Below are 16,838 nucleotides of genomic sequence, written 5' to 3' on the forward strand. Positions count from 1 at the left end.
CCGCAGCCCCTCATCTCAGGTTCTGAACCGCTGCATCTTCGATCGCAGGTCGCCGGCCATCTGGTTGATCTCGTGGGCGGCGCTGCCGATCTCCTCGGTCGAGGCGCTGGCCTCTTCAGCGAGGGCAGCGAGGTCGTCCATCTGCCCCTGCGTCTCCTTTGTAAGGCGCGTGCCTTCCGCCATCCCCTGCACGACCTTATTGGTGCTGTTCGCCTGGTCTTCGGTGGCGCGGGCGATCTCGCCGATGCCGTGCGCAACCGACTCCGTCTCGGCGATGATGGTCGTCAGTGCTTCGATGGTATTGTTGACACTCTCGACCCCGACCTCGATCTCGGCGTTGGCAGACTTGATCGCGGCGGCGGTCTTCTCGCTGCTCGTCTGGATGCCGTCGATCACCTTCTCGATGTGGCCGGTCGCGCTCTTCGCCTCACCGGCGAGGTTGCGCACCTCTCCGGCGACGACCGCGAACCCGCGGCCGTGCTCGCCTGCTCGGGCGGCCTCGATGGCGGCGTTCAGAGCCAGCAGGTTGACCTGATTGGCGATGTCGGTGATCAGCCTGACGATATTGTTGATCTCGCGCATCTGGGCGTTGAGCCCTTCGATCTCCTCGACGCTCTCCTGTGCGATCTTCTCCACGGCCGCCATCTTCACGTTGGCATCCCTGCCGAGCTTCTCCGCCCGGCCGCCCTGCTCGGCGGCTTTCCGCGCCCGGTCGAGGACGTCCTGCGAAGTGCTGGCGATCTCCTCATTGGAGGCGGAGAGGTCGGCCAGCTGGCGGTCGATATCCTCGATCTGGTCGAGCACCTGCTTGGCGAGGTCGGCGCATTTCTGGCTCGTGTTCGAGACCTGTTCGGCGGCTTTTGCGATCTCTTCCGAGCCCTTGCTCGTCTCGGCGGTGCCCTCTTCCACCTGTACGATGGCCCGGTTGATACCCCTGATTGCAGTCGCTATTGCCTCCATAGCGCTATTGAAGTCGGCCTTCACCGTCTCCAGCGGGTCGGCATCGCCTATCGCCACTGCGTAGGTCAGGTCGCCTTTCGCGACCGCGGCAAGGCCTGCGGCAAGCTCCTGGATGCTCCGGTCAAGGATGTCGGCCTTCTCCTGCGCCTCGTCCATCAGCGTCTGCACCTGCTGCTCTTTCTCCCGCTGCTCGGTGATGTCGACGAAGACCGCAAGGATCTGGTGCACCTCGCCCTTCTCATTGAGCAGAGGGATGGCCCATTCCTGGAGGATGAAGAGGCCTGTGGGCATCTGCACGGTCACTTCACCGAAGACCCGCTGCTTGTTTTTGAGAACACCGGCAAGTCCTTCGCCCTCCACGGCACGGATGTCGAAGTCGCTGATCTTCATGCCGAGCACTCGCTCGCGGCTGTAGCCGGAGAGATCGATGAACGACTCGTTCGTCTCGAGGATCTTCATCGCGGTATCGCAGAGCAGCATCGGGATGGGGTTCTTATGGACGATGGCATCGGACTGCTGCTGCAGCTGCCGAACCGCTTCCATCTGCTCCCGCTGCTCGGTGACGTCGACGTAGATGTAGAACGCCATCTCAACCTCCCCCGCATCGTCGAAGATCGGGATGCCATGGAGCTGCACGATCTTCCGGACCCCGTCCGGGAACGTGATGACAAACTCGTTGAACATCCGGCGCCGTTCCTCAAAGGTTGCGAAGAACCCGTCGCCACTGAGGATCCGAACGTCAAAATCGGATATACTCTTCCGGAGCAGTTCGTCGCGGGTTCCCCGCCAGACCTCTTCGTATGCCCGGTTTAACTCTACCCGCCGGCGGTTCCGGTCCAGGATGGCGATGGCAAGCGGGTTGTCCCGGATCATCGCGTCCATCCGCAGCTGCGCTCTCTGAACCTCGTCCATCTTATCGTGGAGATCTGTCCAGTCGTTCCAGACGTAAAATGCCATCTCTATCTCGCCGTTCTCATCGAGGATCGGGATGGCATTGAGGGTCAGGTACTTCTGCACGCCGTCGGGCCACTTGGCGAGGACATCGGTCCGCGCCCGCTTCTTCGTCTCGTAGCAGGCATAGAAATCGTCGCCGCCGATGACCGTAATGTCGTAGTCGTAGAGTTTCTTTGCAAGCGTCTCTTTGCGTGTCCCCCGCCACATCCGGGCATACTCGTCGTTGATGTCGAGGCGGCTCTTGTCTGCCTGCAGCACTGCGATGGCGAGCGGGTTATCCCTGATCATCCGCGTAAACCGTCGCTTGAGCGCATCTGCCTCTGTTTGTATAGCTACGGTCTCCTCCATCTGCTTCTCGAACTGCTCGAGTGTTTCGTTGATCATCTCTGCCACCGGGCGCATTGCGGGATCTACCCTGCTCTCATCTACCCGGGCGTCAAGATCTCCGTTCTGTATCCTCTTCAGAGTATTCAGTATCTCTCCTTTGCTCATTCACAGTAACCTCTTTCTATAGTTATGTACTGGGGAAATTGTGACAAACAGCACGGATGCTGTATATCCAGGCTCATCCGCATGCCGTATAATCTGGAGAGAGCCTACGCTCTTTGGAATAAGCGCCTGGAAATGCAGTGAGATTTGTCGGGCAACAGAGTTTGCGGTGCACAGATCCGACTCTGAGAATTCCCCTTCGCTTCTATATTGCCCTGAAATGTGATGAATTGTGGCAACGCACTCGTGCACCTCGGTGCTGATGTGCACTACTGCGTGGCAATGCCACTCATTCTTCCGTGCAGTCCGCGTTCTGAGCCACCCCGAGCCTGCGGAGGGCTTCGCGGATCTCGCAGAACTCCTCTCTTCCCCGGTCTACCTCCGTGATGTATGCGTTGATCCGCCGGATCTCCTGTCGGATCCTCCCGGCGGTCTCTTCGTCGTTCATGAGATCGGCCAGTGCGAGGATCACCTGAAGGGGCTGGCGGACGTTGTCGCTCTGGATGGTGAGCGAGTCGACGGCCTGCTGGATCCGGTCGCATGCCTCTCTCCGGGTCGTCTCAAGCTGCCGTTGCACCGTAACGTCCCGGGCGAATACCGCGATCTGCCGGACGTCTCCCTGCGCGTCCCTGACCGGAAAGAAGGTGGTTTCAAAGACCATCCCGTCCCGCTCGTCGGAGAAGCGGAGCGGTTTTCCGGATGCAAAGACGTTTTCACTCAACCCCCGCCGTGCTGCAGCAATATCCTGCGGCAGCAGCGTGTTGAGCTGTCTGCCGACAAGATCGTCGGCACTCCCGCCAAGCCTCGTCGCCGCAACCTCGTTCAGGGCGAGGATGGTTCCCTCGCGGTCGATGAGCAGTGCGGAGTCCGGCGGTGCGTTCAGGAGCGCCCGCATCCGCGCATCGCTTGCACGCGCGGCCTCTTCCATCTGTTTTCGTTTGGTGATGTCGCGTGCGACGACCTGCATCAGGCTTCTCCCCTTGTACACAAGCGTATGCCCCGAAGACTCGACGGTGACCGCGCTGCCGTCCAGGCGGAGCAGTCTCACCTCAACCGGCGGTATGGCGGCCGCCCTCGTGCGCAGCTGCTCGAACCGCACCTGAACCAGGTCGTGCGAGTCGGGGTGCAGAAAGTCTGTGACCGGCTTTCCGACGACGTCTCCGGGCTCTTGTGCCCCGAGCAGCTGCAATCCTGCCGGATTTATGAAGAGATATCGCTCCCCGTCGTGGACCGCGATCATGGCGGGCGAGTTCTCGACCAGCGACCGGTAGCGCTCCTGGCTCTCCCTGAGCGCCGCTTCGATGCGCTTCTGCTCGGTGATCTCCTGGAAGATGCCGACAGCACCGAACACCCTGCCGTTATCGCCGGCGATCGGCGCGGTATTGGCAAGGAGCTCCCGCTGTTCACCTTCCGGACTGATGGTTGCGAGGTGTACGCCGCGGACGGTCTCACCGTGCCGTGCCGACCGGATGAGGGGCAGGTCATGCGGATCGCACATTCTGCCGCAGGGCTGGCAGAACGCTGATGCAGCGCAGAGACTCTCCGCCGCGGGATTCAGCATCCGGATGCTGCCCTCCGCGTCGGTCACCACAATCGCCTCCGGAGCGCTGTCGATGATCGCCTTCAGCCGGGCGCGCTCGACACCGAGCTCCAGGTGGACGCGCATCTGGTCGGTGACATCCTCGAAGACGATGCTGGTTCCCGGGACTCCCCCTTCAAGGACGGTGGGGAAGAGTTTCACGCGCAGGTATGCCGTTCCATTCTCTCCGCTTACGGAGACAAGGTTTGGCATGGTCAGTGGTTTTGTGAGGGGGCTTTTCAGAGCGGCGACGATCTGCGGGTCGTCTGCCGGGAAGCTATCCAGTTTCAGAATCTCCTTTCCATGGATCTCTTCCAGGGACGCGGCAGCAAGTTTCAGAAACGAGTCGTTTGCAAAGACGGTGCGGCCTTCGTCGTCCAGAACCAGCATGGCGTCGGAGTAGAGGTACAGGAGCGATGAGTGCGGGATTCGCTCGGAGATGAAATACATCTTCGCCGGGCCTATCTTCCGCATCTCGATCTGGCCGGTGGAGAGGAGCACGTCAAGGTACTTTGCCACGGAGTTTCTGGTGATCTGCAGCCGCCGGGAGAGTTCGGAGACGGTCATGCCCCGCGGATGTGCATTCAGTATCTCTTTTATCCGCAGGAACTCTTTCCAGTATGACTCCATTGCGTCATACTATTTTCCTCTTATCCCTTATACCCGTGTCCTTTCAGGATTCAGAATCCATAAAACCGCCCGTTCCAGGATCGTTCGGACTGGAGCGATAGTGCTCCCCGGAGTTCTGCACGCACCGGATCTCCAGTGACCATGATCGGGCTTATAAAACCGATACTCTGGCGATGCCTGTTCCCGGGGCGGCTTCGCCTCCTTCGAGGGGTGAACCGATGCGTGTGTCTTCATCATGAGGGGGCAGGGGAGGGGAGACTTTCCAGATGCGGGTGTCTCCACGGTCCGCAGTGCCGGATATCGCGGAGACACAGAACCCTATCAACCGCCTGCACGAGGAGTATTCGTTGTTTCCTGGAGCATTATACCCCAATCAGGCGAGTCCCGCTTCGGCGGGCACGCATTCGCCCCGGAAGATCCTTGAGGGGTGAACCGTGTCACCCGGTCGACCCGGGCGGACAAGCGTTCCGGTGCCGGAGTGAGGAGGGGCACCCTCTCTGCCTTCCTTAAAGATGGGCAAATCAGCGTTATTTTCCGATTTTAGCGGAAGTGTCAGAGGTCGGATTTTGACTCTGAAAATACTCGACGTATTTTGTCCCGATTGGTGTAAAACCGCAGAATTGCGGGGCTATACTGGCGATATGAGCCGGGGCAATCTTCGGAGGATGTATCCCCTGGCTCCTCTCGAGATCGTCCGTCTGCGGGCTTCTGTGAGGGTCAAAATCCGAGCGGATCCTGCTCTAATTTCGGGTATGTAAGGATTGCTGAACCACGCAGACCTTCGACGCGATCTCCATCGTCGTCCGCACCGTCTACCCTGCAGAGCAGAACTTCATCGTCATGGACGACCTGAATGCCGACGGGTCGTACTTCGACGAGGACGGTGCCGCGACGACGAAGGGCAAGGAGTACAACCCGGCTGATTACGAACGACCGCGACACCACCACGAAGAGCACGGACGTCACCTACGGCCGGACCATCACCGCAGGCACCGACTATGCGGGTGAGGCCGGGATCTTCCGGACGAGATGTGACGGAGATTGAAGAGAGACTCTTTTTCAGATGGGGATTTTGGGTGTGTGCATTCTCGCTGTCATCTGTTCCTGAGCCTCTGTGGCGGGGGACTGCCGCCCCCGTGCCCCCGGCGATGCGATAGGCGTTTCCGGACACCGCACAGAGCCAGGGCGATCTTCTGCAGCGACTGCCGGGCCGCCGCGGATCTGCCGGAGCCACCCGGGCATCGGCAGGCTGTCTGGCTCTCACGGCTGTACCGCTCGTTGCCGAACCGGATCGGCGATCTCCGGCTATTTCGCACACAGGGCATGTAAGCATGCTCGTAAAAGATTTCATTTCGGAAACAAAGATTCGAACCAAAAGAAGGAAAGCCTCAGGCGAGATTTGAACTCGCGACCTCGTCCTTACCAAGGACGCGCTCTGCCGGCTGAGCCACTGAGGCAAGCGCACCTACTAGGTTGACACTCGTCCTAATAAAATGTTGCGGAATTCTCCGGGGGCAGCACGCCCTCCTCCTGGGCGGCGCGGTCGGGGACGCGCTGCAGAGCGCATCATCGGACCTCGCGGAGCGTCTCGATGCTTGCCTGGACGCCCTCGAGGGTGTCCACCTCGACGATGGGGATGACATTGTCCCGCGACACCGCGTCCATGACCGCGCCAAAGTCGATCGTCCCCTCCCCGACGGGGGAGTGGGTGTCGTGGACGCCGCTGTTGTCGTGGAGGTGGTAGTGAGCTGCGGGGTGCGCGAGAAACTCAGGCAGGCAGCCGTTGAGGTGGGCGTGCCCGACGTCGAGGGTAAATCCGAGCCCGTCGATCAGCGGGAGCTCGTCCGGTGTCCTGAGGAAGAAGTACTCCCAGTTCCCCATATTCTCGACGGTGAAGGTCACCGAGAGGTCGTCGGCCGCCTGCCGCAGTTCGTCGAGCGACTGCCGGAACCGTTCTGCCGCACGCTCCCGCTCCTCGTGCCAGGCGTAGTAGCCCGGGTGCACGACGACGTCCGCACCGACCTCGCCGGCGATGGCAAACGCTTCGGTGAGCACCTCGACGCTCGCCCGGCGGATCGGCTCGAGCAGGCTGGCGATGTTGACGCCGCGGGAGGGTGCGTGGATGGCATAAGAGAAGGAGTAACTCTCCAGCGGCTCGGCGGACGCGAGGAAATGCAGTCCTTCGTCCATAACCTCAACGTAGTCGGTCACCGGTGCAAGCGCATGCAGCGCCGCCTCCAGCGGCTGGCGGTGGAGGCAGAAGGTGGAGACGCCAAACATACAGTGAGTGGTCTTCCGGGCAGCAAAAACCTTCGCGATCCGCCGGATGCGTCCACGACTACTCTTCCGCGACCGGCTCGCGCCGCTTCAGGTACCGCCGTACGCTCTCGGATTCGACCCACCCCCGGTCGAGCTCGGTGATGATGCCGTCGATCCGCCGGGACTGGGAGAGGATGGTGGCGGTGAGAGGGTCTTCGATCATCTCCGCCAGCCCGACGATCACCTGGAGCGGGTTTCTGATATGGTCGCCCAGGATCGCGAACTGTTCGATGTTCCTCCGGAGCTGCTCGTACGCCTCGCGCTGTATCCGCTCCGCCGCCTTCCGTTCGGTGATATCCATGCAGATGAACATCATGCAGAGCGGGTCTCCCGCATCGTTCCTGACGATGCTCCCCGATATCTGGATGTTAAAGAGAAGGCCGTCGCTCCGCCGCCCGAGCCCTTCGCCGATCAGCGACCCCGTCGCAACCAGCCGCTCAAGGAGATTGGCGCCGGCTCTGCCGCAGTCAAAGAACTCCGCGACCGGCCTGTCTGAGAGCGCATCCACCGACGCGAACGCAAACATCTGCAGAAAGGCCGGGTTCGCGTAGATGGGGTAGCCCTCCACGTCGGCGATCAGGATGCCGTTCGTCGACGACTCAAGGGCGCTCTCCTTAATCCGAAGCTCCTCCTCAGCACGCATCCGCTCGGTGATGTCGCGGGCGACGGCAACGGCGTACTGTTCCTCACCGAAGGTGACGAACCGGATGGTGACCTCCACCGGAACCTCGGTTCCGCCCGCCGCAAGAAGGCCTGCCGTCACCGCCTGCTGTCGCCGTGAGGGGTTCTTTCCGGCCGCGAAGAAGTCCAGGAACCAGATGCGCTTCTCCGGCGCGATCAGGTTGCAGAACGGCGTCTGCATCAGGTCGCCGCGCTTGTAGCCGAGCTGCACCCAGGCCGACTCGTTTGCGTCGACGAGGAGACCCGTCCATGCATCGATGAGAAAAATAGCATCGTTCGTCTGGTCGAGGATCGCACGGAACCGTTCGAGCTCGGCGAGGCGGCTCTGCAGCTCGGGGTAGTAACTCTTATGGATCGAGCGCTCCCCAAGCCCGATGATACGCCGGCGGAGCGTATCCCAGTCCTGTTCCGGGTCAGAACGCCGATGCATAGATCTCCTCGATATCCTTCTGGTTCGGTCTCCGCGGATTGGTGGCCATACAGGGATCGCTCAGTGCACGCTCCGCAAGGGCCGGAAGGTCGCCCGGTTCCACTCCGAGGTCGGCGAGGCTCGCATCGATGCCGAGCGACCGGCGGAACCCGGCGACGGCGCGGGTGATAGCCGCCTGCCGTTCGTTCCCGGACAGCTCCTCCGGCTGCTGTCCGAGCAGGCGGGTGATCGCATCGAACCGGTCCGGCGCCGCGGCATAGTTGTAGCCGGCCACGTGCTCCAGGAGGACGGCGTTGCACCGGCCGTGGGCGAGATCGAGGAGGCCGCCGAGGCTGTGTGCCATGGCGTGCACCGCCCCGAGGCTCGCGTTCGAGAAGGCGAGTCCGGCGTACAGGCTCCCGAGCATCGTCAGGTAACGCGCCTGCAGGTCATCGGGGGCGCGGGCTGCTTCCGGAAGGGCGGCAGCGATCAGCCGGATGGCCTCCAGCGCGTGCAGGTCGGTGATCGGCGAGCTTGCGTTCGAGACGTAGGCCTCGACCGCGTGGCAGAGGGCGTCCATCCCGGTGTCGACGGTCAGGGTCGCATCCATGCTGGTGAGCGGCAGCGGGTCGAGGAGGGAGATGTCCGGGACCAGCGTCTTGCTGATGATCGCGATCTTCCTCCGCTCATCCTCGTCCGTGATGATGGCGAACTGCGAGACGTCCGCCGAACTTCCGGCAGTTGTCGGCACGCAGACGAGCGGGGGTGCGGGCATCTGCACCCGGTCGACCCCCTCGAACGCCAGGATGTGGCGGCGATTGGAGGTGACGATCCCGATCCCTTTAGCACAGTCGATGGGGCTGCCGCCGCCGACGGCAACGATCCCCTGACACTCCGCAGCGTGGTAGGCCTCCGCGCCGGCCATCACCTCGCCTGCCCGGGGGTTGGGAGAGACGCGGTCGAAGATTTCGTAGGAGATGTCTGCCTCATTGAGGCTGGTACAGACGCGGTCTGCCCATCCTGCCTGCTTCACGCCGGCGTCGGTGACGAGCAGCACCTTTCGCAGGCTGAAGTTGCGGGCATACCGGCCGGCGAGTTCCAGCGCGCCGCGGCCGAGTATGAACTCGGGAACAAAGAACTTCTTCAGTTCGAGTTCGTCTGTCGGAAGCATAGATCAAACCGCTGTAGCTGATAGGTCGTGACAGTCTCAGGTATGTAATTCATCCCGTTCAGCACATATATACGTTACGAACTGTTCACCGCCGCTTTATGGTGTATTTCACGAATTAAGCACTTATTTTATGGTATAATTCAAATAGTCCCGTTGGAATGGGTTTTCGTGGTACCATGCCGCTCGGAGCGCCCCCGGCACCGGAAACCCGGCCGGGGTTCGGAACATATCAGCAAATACCCGGGCATTGCGGTTTTTCAGCAGACCGAATTTCGCATGGTTTATCTGGTAGATGCCCGATGTATATGCTATGCGGGAAGGGTTCGTACCGGAGGTCGTCGTCTCGAATAAACTTGAGCGATCCCGGGCAGAACTATTTTCATACATCGAAAAAAACGCCGAATATATCGAGAATAACTATCCTGTCTTTTTCGGGAAGGTCACGTCCATCGTCGATCAGATGAACATCCCGGTGCCGGACCAGGCGCACGACGAGTTCATCGACGCCGTCACCTACAAGGTCTTCGACGTCACCTCCCGCGCCAATGATATCAAGTTCGTCACCCGCCTCTGCGAGATCGCCTGCGGGATCAAGCGCAAAAAGGAGAAGAAGGCCGGTGTTCACCTCGCCGCAGCCGCCAAGCTGATGAAGATCGGCCGGTACCTGGATGCGAGCGTCTTCCTCAAGCCCTACTGGAAGCACGACGCCGCCGTCGGCTGCTGGTACGCCTACTGCTTCTACGCCCTCTATAAGGATGGATCGCAGGAGCCGGGTTTCTCCAGCAGCGAGCGCTGGAACTACCTCAAGCGTGCACGGCAGCATCTGGAGGAGCTCGGCCAGTGGAAACCTCCCCTCCACCGCCTTGTGAAGGGAGAGATCAAGAGCGACACCTGGCTCGATGAGCCGTTCTGGATGATGATCTTCTCTGCGACGGAGTGGTTTCCGGAGAGCCGCTGGTACCTGCAGACCGGATTTGCCAAGGCCAAGGCGGACGGAAACGACGTGGTGCTGGCCAAGATGCTCCAGGTTGCGCTGGTGCGCTTCCCCGACGATATGCTCTTCTTCCGCGAGGCCTACCGGATGCGGTTTGAGCAGGCGGAACTCTCCGACGCACTCGGGCTCGTCCGGGCGATGCGGGAAAAGTTTCCGGATGACCTTGAACCCATCTACTACGGCATCCGGACGGCGTTCTACCTCTCAGGCGACGCTGAGTTCAACGAGTTCCGGCGCCTTGCCGTGGAGAAGGGGATGGCCGGACACGCCCTTGCGGTGATCGATGTTGCGCACGCCCACCTGCGGGGACGGCAGAACCAGGCAGTCCTCTGCCTGGAGGATATGAAACGGAGGTATCCTTCTCTGCGGTACTACGCCGATCTTCTGGAGTTCGTCATCGCCGACTGCTCCGGCACAATCGCCGGTTCGCGCCAGGCCGTCTTCCGGTCGGTCGACAACTACTGCATGCGGGCGATCGGGATCAAGGATCAATAGCCGCCGAGCCGCTCCCAGACCTTCCGTGCGGCCTCTGCAGGGATCCGCCCGCGGTAGATCTCTTCGTCGAACGGTATCTCACCGGCGAGCGGGAGGCCTTCCTTCCGGCAGAAGGTGCGCACCTCCTCTGCCGTCTCCGGGTTCAGCGTCGATCGGTTGATGACGACGAGCACCCGGCCGGGATGCCCGGCGCAGGCGGCGTGCATCCGTGCAAGGTCACGGACGGCGGTGCGGTCCGGCTCTGCCACCACCAGGAGAATCTCCGCACCCGCGACGGCGGCGGCGAACGCCTCCCCGGTCCCCGCCGGGGCATCGATGAGGAGTATCCGGGCAGCCTCCGCCGCAGCGCGTGCCTGACCCCGGACCGCCGCAACCAGCGTCCCCGATGTGCAGAACCCCGGCCTGAGCCGGGCATGCGAGAGCAGCCCATGCGGTGTGCGGGAAAGGCAGAGATCGCCGACGGTTCGCGGCGCCATCCCGGTCGCGGAGACCGGACAGACTCGCAGGCAGAGGCCGCAGCCTGTGCAGGCGGCCGGGTCGACGACGAACCGGCCTTCGCGGTAGGCTATCGCGCCGAACCGGCAGTTCTCCATGCACGAGAGGCACTCGACGCAGACGGTCGGGTCGATGACGGCGCAGGGTATACTCTCGAGGGGTCTTCTCGCGAGCACCTCGGTCGGAAAGATGAGGGCGAGATCAGGCACCTCAAGGCTGCAGTCCGCCATGACCATCGGTGATGGGGCGGCTCGCGCGAGTGCCGCCGCCAGCGTCGTCCTGCCGGCTCCCCCTTTCGCGCTGACGACTGCGATCGTCCCTGCATCTCCTGTTCCTTCTGCCGTGCTCAAACCCAACCTCCTGCGGTTTGACTCCTCGTTGTTTCCACACACACGACTATATAGGTGCCGATGCAACATCAGAGAGATCAACAGTGAGACGAAATTTCGATGAAATATCTGCATCTTTTCGGTCCTGTCCCCTCCCGCCGGCTCGGTGTCTCTCTCGGCATCGATCTCATTCCCCAGAAGACCTGCCCGTACGACTGCATCTACTGCGAGTGCGGCAGGACGACCAACCGGACCTGTGAGCGGCGCGAGTATGTCCCGACGGCCGACGTCATCCGGGAACTCGACGACTACCTGCGGCGGCGGCCACAGCTCGATTACATCACCTTCGCAGGGTCGGGGGAGCCTACGCTGCATTCCGGGATCGGAGCGATCATCGGGCATCTCAAGGAGCACTATCCCGGCTACCGGGCGGCGGTGCTCACGAACGGCGCCCTCTTCGCCGACCCGGAGGTCCGACGCGACCTTGCGAGCGCGGACCTCGTCGTCCCCTCCCTCGACGCGGTCTCCGAATCGGTCTTCGCCGCACTGAACCGGCCGTGCCCCGGACTGACGGCTGATGCCGTCCTTGACGGCCTGATCGCGTTCTCCCGCGAATTTTCCGGCGAGATCTGGCTCGAGATCTTCATTGTCCCGGGGCTGAACGACACGGACGAGGAACTTGCCCGGCTCCGCGACGCCATCAGGGCGATTGACCCTGACCGCGTGCAGGTGAACACCCTCGACCGTCCCGGAACCGAGATCTGGGTGACGCCCGCCTCTGCAGCAGCGCTCGAGCGGATCGCCGAGTACCTGGGCGATAAAAGGGTCGAGGTGATCGGGCCGTGCACCTGCCGGGAGGCAAGCCCTACTTTCAGAGCAGATATCCTCGACGCGATCACCGCTACCCTTGCCCGACGGCCGTGCACCACCGAGGATCTCTGCAAAATTTTCTCGCTCCACCGAAACGAGATAAACAAGTACCTTGAAGTCCTGCTCGAAAAAGGAGATATTGAGGCGGTATCCGAAGAGCGGGGACTATTTTTCCGCCTGAAATGACGGCATGGAGCTGTCCGTGACGGGCAGAACCTCCGCGCCGGCCTTCCCGGGCGGGACGGGCAGATCCCGCAGGTGCAGGTCCATCTGGGGGAACGGGATCTCGATACCTTCTGCGGAGAAGCACTCGTCGATCCGGGTGTTCACGAAGTCCTGCACGTCCCAGGCCATATGGAACGCCCGCGCCCAGAGAACCAGCATGAAGTTGAGGCTCGACGCCCCGAACTCGAGGAAGTAGACCGAGGGCGCCGGATCGTCGAGGACGTACTCTGACCGGCTCGCGGCCTCGCCGCCGATCTCGCGGAGGATCTCCTTGACCCGTGCAACGTCGCTGCCGTAGGCGACCGAGACCGGGATCTTGATCTTGAGTTTCACATCGGGCATTGCATAGTTGGTGATGGCACTGCCCGATATCTTCGAGTTCGGGAGGGTCACCAGCTGATAATCGAGCGTCTTTATCCGGGTGCTCCGCGGCCCGATGCTGACCACGTCGCCGAGGTAGCCGTCGATCTTGATCCGGTCGCCGACCCGGAAGGGTTTGTCCACCAGGATGAGCGCACCGCCGAAGAAGTTCGATACGATATCCTGCGCTGCCAGGGCGACCGCGAGACCGGCGATCCCGGCGCCCGCGATCAGGGGAGTGATGTCGATCTCGAGGGTGTTGAGCACCATGAGGAAGGCGATGAACCAGACGATGTACTTCGCCGCAACCTCCAGGAGTTCGATGATCCGGTCGTCCATGTCGGTCTCGGTCTTCGAGGCCATCCAGCGCCCGTAGAGGTTGATGAAACTGTAGCTGAAGGTCGAGACGACCCAGGCGCCGATCAGGATGACGCCGGCGGTGAAGTACTGGCTGGAGAGCAGCCACGCGTAGTCCCCGAGGAGATCCGCCGGGCTGATGTAGGTGTTGACCGCAACCCAGACCGACCCGAGCACGATCCCGATGGAGACCGGCCGGTCGAGCGAGAGGAGGAGGATGTCGTCTATCTTCGATTCGGTGAGGTCCGCCCTCCTCTGCAGCCACCGGAAGATCTCGTGAGCAACGAATGCGCCCGCGATGCCGGCGACGATGATGGCAATGCCGTAGATGAGCCCGTCCATACGCGTACTATTATGTGTTTTCAGCCGGATATAAATAGGAGATTTACATGCCGGCTCCGAAGGATATTCTCGATACTCTCCACTCCCTTGTCGACCGCGACATCTGCATTATGCACATCTGCGGAACGCACGAGGCTGCCATCGCCCGGTCGGGCATCCGGAGCGTCCTCCCCGAGCGCCTGAAGATCGTGATGGGGCCGGGCTGCCCGGTCTGCATCACGCCGCAGGGCGAGATCGACGCCGCGCTCGATCTTGCCCGAAAAGACTGCGTCATCGCGACCTACGGCGACCTCCTCCGCGTCCCGGGGACAAAGGGATCGCTTGAGTCGTCGGGCGGCGACGTCCGGGTCGTGCAGGGCGTCCATAAGGCCGCCGAGATCGCCCGCCGCGAACCCGAGAAGGAGGTTGTCTTCATCTCGGTCGGGTTCGAGACGACCGCTCCGACCGTCGCGGCGACGATACTCACAAAGCCGCCGGAGAACTTCTCGATCCTCTCCTGCCACCGGCTCGTCCCTCCCGCAATGGAGTGGCTGCTCGCGCAGGGCGAGGCGCAGCTGCACGGGTTCATGCTCCCTGGCCACGTCTGCACGGTGATGGGCTACCACGAGTACGAGCGATTCCCTGTGCCGCAGGTGGTCGCCGGGTTCGAGCCGGACGACATCCTCCTCGGGCTCGTGATGATCGCGCAGCAGATCCGCGAGGGGGCAGCCCGCATCGACAACGCCTACCCGCGGGCGGTCTGCCGCGAGGGGAACGAAAAGGCGCAGAACCTGATGTACGACGTCTTCGAGCCGGCCGACGTCGAGTGGCGCGGGTTTCCGGTCATCCCGCAGTCGGGGCTGCGCCTGAAGCCCGAGTTCGAGCAGTACGATGCGCAGAAGAAGTTCGGTATCGAGGTCCGGCACGTCGAGAAGCATTCCGCGTGCATCTGCGATAAGGTGCTCCGCGGGATTGCCCGCCCCTCGGATTGCAAACTCTTCGGAAAGGCCTGCACGCCGCGCAACCCGGTAGGTCCCTGCATGGTGAGCCACGAGGGTGCGTGCAAGATATGGCATCTCTACGAGGCACGGCGGGGATGAGCCGCCCCTATCCGTCTGCCTTATATACCAGTCGATGCAAAATAATATGGCAGTCCCGGTAGGGTAGTGGATATCCTAGAAGCCTCCGGAGCTTTTGACCCGGGTTCAAATCCCGGCCGGGGCGTATTCTGTTTTGTGCGAACGCCTTTTTTCAGACAATTTTCGAGAGTCTGCCGCATCGAACCGTAGCGCTGCATCTCCCTACGGCCTTCTCCACATCGCGCAGTGTCGGGCCCCCACTTGATTCCAATCGACGGCGTTTTGCTCATCCTCCCGCCCACGCACGACGACAACAACTGCTAAATAGGAAACGGAACCTCACGGAGCTGTGATGTTCCATGTCACCGGAAGAGAGTAAGGCGATTGTCCGTCGGTTTATCGAAGCCTACAACACACGGAACCTGGATGTATTCGATGACCTCGTGGCGCCGGACTACGTCGACCACACCCACCGGCAGCAGGGCCGGGAGAACTTCAGACAACTCTTCACGCTCGCGTTCGAAGGTTTTCCCGACTGGCACGAACGGATCGAAGACATCATTGCCGAAGGGGATACGGTCTGGGTCCGGGTTACCGCCACGGGAACCCATACCGGGGAATGGAGTCTTTCCGGCGTTCCCCTGCCCCCGACCGGCAGGAAGGTAACCATGCGGATGGTCTTCATCTGGCGCCTGGAAAACGGCAGACTTGCAGAGGGGAGGGAGGTCGATGAAGACCTGGAGTTTCTCAGGCAACTGGGCGTTATCGAATATACGGAAACGGGAAGGAGGATATTTCCGGAAGCCGTCACACCGGAACGGTAACTGCCGCGCCCGTTCGAAGCGCATTGCCGGAGTCTCCCGCCGGAGCGAAAGCTGCATCGATCCTTTTTTCTCTCAAAAAGCCCCCGTCTGATGTAGGTACGCCTCTCTGTGCACGGGGAACGGCAGAACGGCACGATCCGCCGGCGTGCGGGGATGAAAAGAGGAGGTGAGGGTATCATCAGGGAAGAGTATCTGAAACGGCTGCGCGTGGTCCCCGGAAAAAGTGTTTCGCTGAAGAATTTCGGCACCGGCTGGGCGCAGAGCGAGGAGCTGAAGAACGCAGGAAAAGCAGCGGTGAAAGAGCGGGCAGCGGAGATCCTCGAGGCAAACCGTCAGGCGCTCGCCGAGTCCCAGGAACTCCTCTGGGCGAATAACACGCACGCGGTGCTGATCATCCTGCAGGGGATGGACACCTCGGGGAAAGACGGAATCATCAGGCACGTGATCACCGGGATGAACCCGCAGGGCTGCAGGGTCTCCTCCTTCGGCGTTCCCACCGAGGAGGAACTGGATCACGACTTCCTCTGGCGTCACGTCCTGAAACTCCCTGCAAAAGGGGAGATCGGGGTCTTCAACCGGTCGTACTACGAGGAGGTGCTCGTCGTCCGGGTGCACCCGGAGCTCCTGGAGAAGCAGCGGCTCCCACCCGGGACGCGGGACGAGGAGTTCTGGAAGCGGCGCTACCGGGAGATCAACGCCTTCGAACGGTACCTGACGGAGAACGGGACGAAGGTCCTGAAGTTCTTCCTGCATATCTCAAAGGAGGAGCAGAAAGAAAGACTGATGGCCCGGCTGGAGAACGAGGAGAAGTACTGGAAGTTCTCCCTCACAGACCTTGCCGAACGCCGGTACTGGAACGACTATCGGGAGGTCTACGAGACGATGCTGGAGAAGACCAGCACCGACCATGCCCCCTGGTACGTCATCCCGGCCGATTACAAATGGGCGGCCAGAACGCTGGTCGCCGACCTGATCTCAACCCAAATCCGGTCTCTCGGGCTGAGCTACCCGGAGGTTTCGCCGCAACAGATGGACGAGATCCGGACGGCACGCAGGATCCTGGAAAACGAGGAGTGAGTTCTTCGTTTTGATGAGGGTGACGGGACACGGTTCTGTTCGAAACCCTCACCATTGGCCTGCTGCGAGGTTCTCCGGGAACGCTCCGGCAGGAAAAGCATCCTTAACCCCTCTTGAGGAAATTGATCGGCATTCACCCCCGGAATGCCCCTGTACAGTACAGAGATGGTGCGTCCGGAAAACCTCCAACACTCCTGCACACGATACTCCGAAGCTCCGG

At 61.7% G+C, this 16,838-nt stretch carries 13 protein-coding genes and 2 tRNA genes; 7 read left to right on the plus strand and 8 right to left on the minus strand.

Annotated features, from left to right (window positions below):
• Nucleotides 1-15: 15 nt before the first annotated feature.
• Nucleotides 16-2,298 carry a methyl-accepting chemotaxis protein gene (locus FGU65_RS06390; protein WP_301663594.1) on the minus strand — a complete coding sequence of 761 codons (2,283 nt, stop codon included), beginning with the start codon at nucleotides 2,296-2,298 and terminating at the stop codon, nucleotides 16-18.
• A gap of 394 nt (nucleotides 2,299-2,692) precedes the next feature.
• A complete protein-coding gene (locus tag FGU65_RS06395) occupies nucleotides 2,693-4,612 on the minus strand; it encodes a PAS domain S-box protein (RefSeq protein WP_301663595.1) in 1,920 nt (639 codons plus the stop codon).
• 853 nt (nucleotides 4,613-5,465) lie between these two features.
• Between FGU65_RS06395 and FGU65_RS06400 the strand changes: the two genes are divergently transcribed.
• Entirely contained in the window at nucleotides 5,466-5,657 is a 192-nt protein-coding gene (locus FGU65_RS06400) for a hypothetical protein (RefSeq protein ID WP_301663596.1), read from the plus strand.
• Between the two features lie 339 nt (nucleotides 5,658-5,996).
• Here FGU65_RS06400 and FGU65_RS06405 read toward each other — a convergent pair.
• The 4 genes from FGU65_RS06405 to ercA all read right to left on the minus strand — a co-directional run bounded on the left by FGU65_RS06405 (nucleotide 5,997) and on the right by ercA (nucleotide 9,192).
• Nucleotides 5,997-6,069 (minus strand) — tRNA-Thr (locus FGU65_RS06405).
• A 109-nt stretch (nucleotides 6,070-6,178) separates the two neighbouring features.
• Nucleotides 6,179-6,892 carry a sugar phosphate isomerase/epimerase family protein gene (locus FGU65_RS06410; RefSeq protein WP_301663597.1) on the minus strand — a complete coding sequence of 238 codons (714 nt, stop codon included), beginning with the start codon at nucleotides 6,890-6,892 and terminating at the stop codon, nucleotides 6,179-6,181.
• A gap of 58 nt (nucleotides 6,893-6,950) precedes the next feature.
• On the minus strand, nucleotides 6,951-8,042 hold the full coding sequence (locus tag FGU65_RS06415) for a PAS domain S-box protein (RefSeq protein WP_301663598.1): 1,092 nt from the start codon (nucleotides 8,040-8,042) through the stop codon (nucleotides 6,951-6,953).
• Entirely contained in the window at nucleotides 8,026-9,192 is a 1,167-nt protein-coding gene (gene ercA, locus FGU65_RS06420) for an alcohol dehydrogenase-like regulatory protein ErcA (RefSeq protein WP_301663599.1), read from the minus strand. Before ercA ends, FGU65_RS06415 begins: the two co-directional genes overlap by 17 nt.
• Before the next feature lie 310 nt (nucleotides 9,193-9,502).
• Here ercA and FGU65_RS06425 point away from each other — a divergent pair, with 310 nt between their 5' ends.
• The gene (locus tag FGU65_RS06425) at nucleotides 9,503-10,681 is read left to right on the plus strand and encodes a hypothetical protein (RefSeq protein ID WP_301663600.1); all 1,179 of its coding nucleotides are present in this window, start codon (nucleotides 9,503-9,505) and stop codon (nucleotides 10,679-10,681) included.
• On the opposite strand, the gene FGU65_RS06430 is transcribed toward FGU65_RS06425, so the two are convergent.
• Entirely contained in the window at nucleotides 10,675-11,526 is an 852-nt protein-coding gene (locus tag FGU65_RS06430; RefSeq protein WP_301663601.1) for a 4Fe-4S binding protein, read from the minus strand. The two genes, FGU65_RS06425 and FGU65_RS06430, sit on opposite strands and share 7 nt — an antisense overlap.
• Before the next feature lie 99 nt (nucleotides 11,527-11,625).
• On the opposite strand from FGU65_RS06430, the gene FGU65_RS06435 reads away from it, so the two are divergent.
• Complete coding sequence (locus tag FGU65_RS06435) at nucleotides 11,626-12,561, plus strand: radical SAM protein (RefSeq protein ID WP_301663602.1); 936 nt, start codon at nucleotides 11,626-11,628, stop codon at nucleotides 12,559-12,561.
• Here the strand turns inward: FGU65_RS06435 and FGU65_RS06440 are convergent.
• Nucleotides 12,541-13,659 (minus strand): mechanosensitive ion channel family protein, encoded by a 1,119-nt coding sequence (locus FGU65_RS06440; RefSeq protein WP_301663603.1) that lies wholly within the window; start codon nucleotides 13,657-13,659, stop codon nucleotides 12,541-12,543. The two genes, FGU65_RS06435 and FGU65_RS06440, sit on opposite strands and share 21 nt — an antisense overlap.
• 47 nt (nucleotides 13,660-13,706) lie before the next feature.
• On the opposite strand from FGU65_RS06440, the gene hypD reads away from it, so the two are divergent.
• The 4 genes from hypD to FGU65_RS06460 all read left to right on the plus strand — a co-directional run bounded on the left by hypD (nucleotide 13,707) and on the right by FGU65_RS06460 (nucleotide 16,618).
• Entirely contained in the window at nucleotides 13,707-14,738 is a 1,032-nt protein-coding gene (hypD, locus tag FGU65_RS06445; protein ID WP_301663604.1) for a hydrogenase formation protein HypD, read from the plus strand.
• Between the two features lie 52 nt (nucleotides 14,739-14,790).
• Nucleotides 14,791-14,862 (plus strand) — tRNA-Arg (locus FGU65_RS06450).
• Between the two features lie 214 nt (nucleotides 14,863-15,076).
• Nucleotides 15,077-15,541, plus strand: coding sequence for an ester cyclase (locus FGU65_RS06455; protein ID WP_301663605.1), 465 nt, complete (start codon nucleotides 15,077-15,079; stop codon nucleotides 15,539-15,541).
• Between the two features lie 153 nt (nucleotides 15,542-15,694).
• On the plus strand, nucleotides 15,695-16,618 hold the full coding sequence (locus tag FGU65_RS06460; protein WP_301663606.1) for a polyphosphate kinase 2 family protein: 924 nt from the start codon (nucleotides 15,695-15,697) through the stop codon (nucleotides 16,616-16,618).
• Nucleotides 16,619-16,838: the final 220 nt, after the last annotated feature.

The sequence above is a fragment of the Methanoculleus frigidifontis genome (assembly GCF_030464345.1).
Taxonomy (GTDB): Archaea; Halobacteriota; Methanomicrobia; order Methanomicrobiales; family Methanoculleaceae; genus Methanoculleus_A; species Methanoculleus_A frigidifontis.